The organism is Guyparkeria sp. (assembly GCF_041687595.1).
In the GTDB taxonomy this organism is placed as follows: Bacteria; Pseudomonadota; Gammaproteobacteria; order Halothiobacillales; family Halothiobacillaceae; genus Guyparkeria.
The window spans coordinates 1-4,204 of sequence record NZ_JAWLBP010000081.1 but is presented as its reverse complement, the minus strand read 5'-3'; the positions used below and the strand labels follow the sequence as shown (position 1 = coordinate 4,204).

The window sequence follows — 4,204 nt, the reverse complement described above, 5'->3', positions numbered from 1 at the left end:
GTGACGATTTTCACGTGTGTTTTTGGCCGTGATCGGCGAGGATATCGCGTGTTTCGGGCGGCCATCCTTGGCTAACCCGGTTTTTTCGTCGATAATCACGCACCATTTCAATCGGCTAGAGGATTTATGGCAAAAGAAGATTACATCGAGATGCAGGGCGTAGTGATCGACACACTGCCGAACACCATGTTCCGGGTGGAGCTGGAAAACGGCCATGTCGTGACCGCCCACATTTCCGGGCGCATGCGCAAGAACTACATCCGCATCCTGACCGGCGACAAGGTTACCGTGCAGTTGACTCCCTACGACCTGACCAAGGGTCGCATCTCCTTCCGCTCTCGCTGATCCGGCGCGGTCGCTCGACCGACCGAACAGGCCAGTTCGTTTTCATCGGCTGATCCGGCCCGCCCGAGAGATGCCATGGGCGATCGTCCACGGTGGTGCCCGACGAAAACGACGCCCCGATTCGGGGCGCCGCGGAACTGGGGCAGGGTCAACGCGATCCGTCGCCCAGTGACACCGGTCAAGCGGTCGAGGATTCCTCGGCCACCGATTCGGCTGCCGGAGTGGCTGAAAGCACCGGCTCGCCATCCTTGAGATCGAACCGTGCCCGGCCGCCGTCGGCCAGGTTGCCGAACAGCATCTGCTCGGCCAGCGGGCGCTTGAGCCGGTCCTGGATCAGGCGGGCCATCGGACGGGCGCCGAGCACGGCGTCGTAGCCCTTCTCGCCTAGCCACTGCCGCACCTCCTCGTCGACCTGCAGGGTGACGTGGTTGGCCTCGAGTTGCTGCTCGAGTTCCAGCAGCAGCTTGTCGACCACGTTGGCGACCTGCCGCGTACCCAGCGACTGGAACTGGATGATGGCATCCAGCCGGTTGCGGAACTCCGGCGTGAAGCCACGCTTGATCGCCTCCAGCCCGCTCGACCCGATGTCCTGGGCGACGAAGCCCATGGTGTTCTTCGCCATTTCCTCGGCCCCCATGTTGGAGGTCATGATCAGGATCACGTGGCGGAAGTCGACCGTCCGGCCGTTCGTGTCGGTCAGGGCGCCGTTGTCCATTACCTGCAGCAGCACGTTGAACACGTCCGGGTGCGCCTTCTCGATCTCGTCGAGCAGCAGCACCGCGTGCGGGTTCTTGTGCACCTTCTCGGTGAGCAGGCCGCCCTCGTCGAAGCCGACGTAGCCCGGGGGTGCGCCGATCAGCCGCGAGACGCTGTGGCGCTCCATGTACTCGGACATGTCGAAGCGCACCAGCTCGATGCCGAGCAGGCGGGCGAGCTGCTTGGAGACCTCGGTCTTGCCCACGCCGGTCGGCCCGGCGAACAGGTACGAGCCGATCGGCTTGTTGTCCGGGCGGAGCCCCGAGCGGGCCAGCCGGATTGCGGTCGTGATCTGGGCGATGGCCTCGTCCTGGCCGAACACCACCATCTTGAGGTTACGATCGAGGTTTCGGAGTACCTCCCGGTCGGAGGTCGAGACGCTCCGCTCGGGGATCCGGGCGATCCGGGCGACCACGCGCTCGATATCGGCCGCGGTGATGCGGTTGTCTTCCGGTTGCGGATGCAGCAACCGGTACTGCGCACCCACCTCGTCGATCACGTCGATCGCCTTGTCGGGCAGGTGACGGTCGTTGATGTGCCGATTGGAGAGCCGGACGGCCGCCTCGATCGCCTCGTCGGTGTAGACCACGCCGTGGTGCTTCTCGTACCCCTCGCGCAGGCCGCGGATGATGTCGATGGTCTCGTCCTCGGACGGCTCGGGCACGTCGATCTTCTGGAAGCGACGGGTCAGCGCCGCATCCTTTTCGAAGATGCTGCGGTATTCCTGGTGCGTGGTCGAACCGATGCAGCGCAGTTCGCCCGAGGCGAGCGCCGGCTTGATCAGGTTCGAGGCGTCCATCGAGCCGCCAGAGGCCGAGCCCGCCCCGATCAGGGTGTGAATCTCGTCGATGAACAGGATCGCGTCGGGCACCGAGCGAACCTTCTTCAGGACGATCTTCAGGCGCTTCTCGAAGTCCCCGCGGTACTTGGTTCCCGCGACCAGCGCACCCAGGTCCAGTGCATAGATGGTGGCCTCGGAGAGGACTTCCGGCACGTCGCCGTCGACGATCTTGCGCGCCAGGCCCTCGGCGATCGCCGTCTTGCCCACACCGGCCTCGCCGACCAGCAGCGGGTTGTTCTTGCGACGGCGGGAAAGGACCTGCTGTACGCGCTCGACCTCGGCGGTGCGACCGATCAGCGGGTCGATCTTACCCTCGGCCGCCTGCTTGTTCAGGTTGACGGCGAAGTTCTCGAAGGCGTTCTCGTCGGCGGGCTGTTCCTCGGCGCTGTCCTGGGCCTCGTCATTGATCGACGGCTCCTCCTCGTCGACTCCGTTCTCGTCGACCTCCGGGCCGTGCGAGATGAAGTTGATCACGTCCAGGCGCGTCACCCCGGCCTTGTGCAGCAGGTGCACGGCGTGGGCGTCCTGCTCGCCGAAGATCGCCGCGAGCACGTGGGCGCCGGAGACTTCGCTGCGCTGGGCCGCCTGCACCTGCATCACCGCCCGCTGGAGCACGCGCTGGAACCCGAGCGTCGGCTGGGTCTCGCGCGGGTCGTTCTCGGGGATGCGCGGGGTGGTGCGGCGGATGTGCGCCTCGAGGTCCATGGCGAGCTGCGAGATGTTGGCGTTGCAACCCTCGAGCACCATGCGCGCGTCGGGGTCCTCGAGCAGCGTGTGCAGCAGGCTCTCGAGGGTGACGAATTCGTAATTCTGACGCCGCGCGCGGTCGAACACGCGGCTCAATGTGGTTTCGAGGGACTTGCTGAGCACCGATCCACTCCTCCGGTCTGTCTTGGATGGTCCGCACCGTGCTTCCATCGCGGGCGCGGATCCGGTGTCTGTCTGACGATCATATGCCTGACCGACAGTCTCTGCACGGCATGAGGGCAAACTCGGGACGCCCCGTGTTCCCCGGCGTTCCCTGCACGGCACCGCGCGGGGGCGTGACGGCCACCGGGGCGTTACCTATTCGGCGCGCTCCATCACGCACATCAGCGGGTACTCGTGCTCTCGGGCGATCTGGTTGACCTGGCTGACACGAGTCTCGGCGATCTCGCGCGTGAACTCGCCGCACACGCCACGCCCGTTGTGGTGTACCTCGAGCATGACGATATTCGCCTGGTCGAAGGTCATGCCGAAAAGCTGCATCAGGACCTGCACGACGAAGTCCATGGGGGTGAAGTCGTCGTTCAGCAGGAGCACCCGGTACATGGGCGGCTCGTCGCTGACGATCTGTTCGCTCGCCTCTTCGGTCTCGGCGGGGCGGTGGGTGGTGTGAGGGGCGCCGGCCGTCTCCGCCATGGGACCGGTGGCGCCCCCCCGGGGTTCCCCCGCTGTGCCGCTGAACACTGTGATTTGTGTCTTCATGGGCGACAGTCTACTTGTCTGTCGTCATGGCAGCATCATGGGGGCGACCGGTTCGGAGGACAAGCCCGTGAGCGCCCCGCCGAACTCGGCGGCCGTGGCACCCAGCAGGTCTTGGAGCCGACTGCGGCGCGGGGTCATGTCGATGCTGTCCTCGACGCCGATCCGCTCGCGGATCACGGTGTCGACGCTGTCGAAGCCGTCGATCAGGCCCTTCTCCAGCGCGGTTTCGCCGGTGAAGAACAGGCCGGAGAACAGCTCGGGATCGTCGGCCAGACGGTCGCCGCGTCCTTCCTTGACCGCGGCGATGAAGTGCTCGTGGATTTCGTCGAGCACGCCGCGCAGGTATTCCATCTGCTCGGGGTCAGAGGGGCTGAACGGGTCGCCCAGCGCCTTGTTCTCACCGGCGGTGAGCAGGCGGCGCTCGATGCCCAGTTTCTCCATGGCGTCGACGAAGCCGAAGCTGTCCATGCGCACGCCGATCGATCCCACGATCGAGGAGGGATTGGCGTAGATCTCGTCCGCTGCCGCGGCGATGAAGTAGCCCCCGGAGGCGCTCATGTCCTCGGCTACCGCGTAGATCGGCTTGTCGGGGTACTCGGCCTTCAGGCGCTTGATGGCGTTGTAGATCTCGCTCGATTGCACCGGGCTTCCGCCGGGGGTGTTCATCCGCAGGACGATACCCTTGATCTTTTCCTTCTCGAACGCCTTTTCCAGCACCGGCACGATCCGCCGGGCGCTGGCCGTCTCGCCCGCGGCGATCATGCCGCTGATGTCGATGACGGCCGCCACGGGTTC

Annotated in this window: 4 protein-coding genes; 1 reads left to right on the top strand and 3 read right to left on the bottom strand. The window is 65.5% G+C overall.

The window, feature by feature from the left end:
- Positions 1 to 126 precede the first annotated feature (126 nt).
- Positions 127 to 345: a translation initiation factor IF-1 gene (gene infA, locus ACESL5_RS09435; RefSeq protein ID WP_058574334.1), complete on the top strand. Its 219-nt coding sequence runs from the start codon at positions 127 to 129 to the stop codon at positions 343 to 345.
- Positions 346 to 523: 178 nt separating this feature from the next.
- Here the strand turns inward: infA and clpA are convergent, their stop codons facing one another.
- The 3 genes from clpA to ACESL5_RS09420 form a co-directional block, all read right to left on the bottom strand.
- On the bottom strand, positions 524 to 2,812 hold the full coding sequence (gene clpA, locus ACESL5_RS09430) for an ATP-dependent Clp protease ATP-binding subunit ClpA (protein ID WP_372592527.1): 2,289 nt from the start codon (positions 2,810 to 2,812) through the stop codon (positions 524 to 526).
- Positions 2,813 to 3,007: 195 nt separating this feature from the next.
- Positions 3,008 to 3,343, bottom strand: coding sequence for an ATP-dependent Clp protease adapter ClpS (gene clpS, locus ACESL5_RS09425; protein ID WP_372592528.1), 336 nt, complete (start codon positions 3,341 to 3,343; stop codon positions 3,008 to 3,010).
- Between the two features lie 90 nt (positions 3,344 to 3,433).
- A partial coding sequence (locus ACESL5_RS09420) for a S49 family peptidase (RefSeq protein WP_372592526.1) occupies positions 3,434 to 4,204 on the bottom strand: 771 nt, incomplete at its 5' end.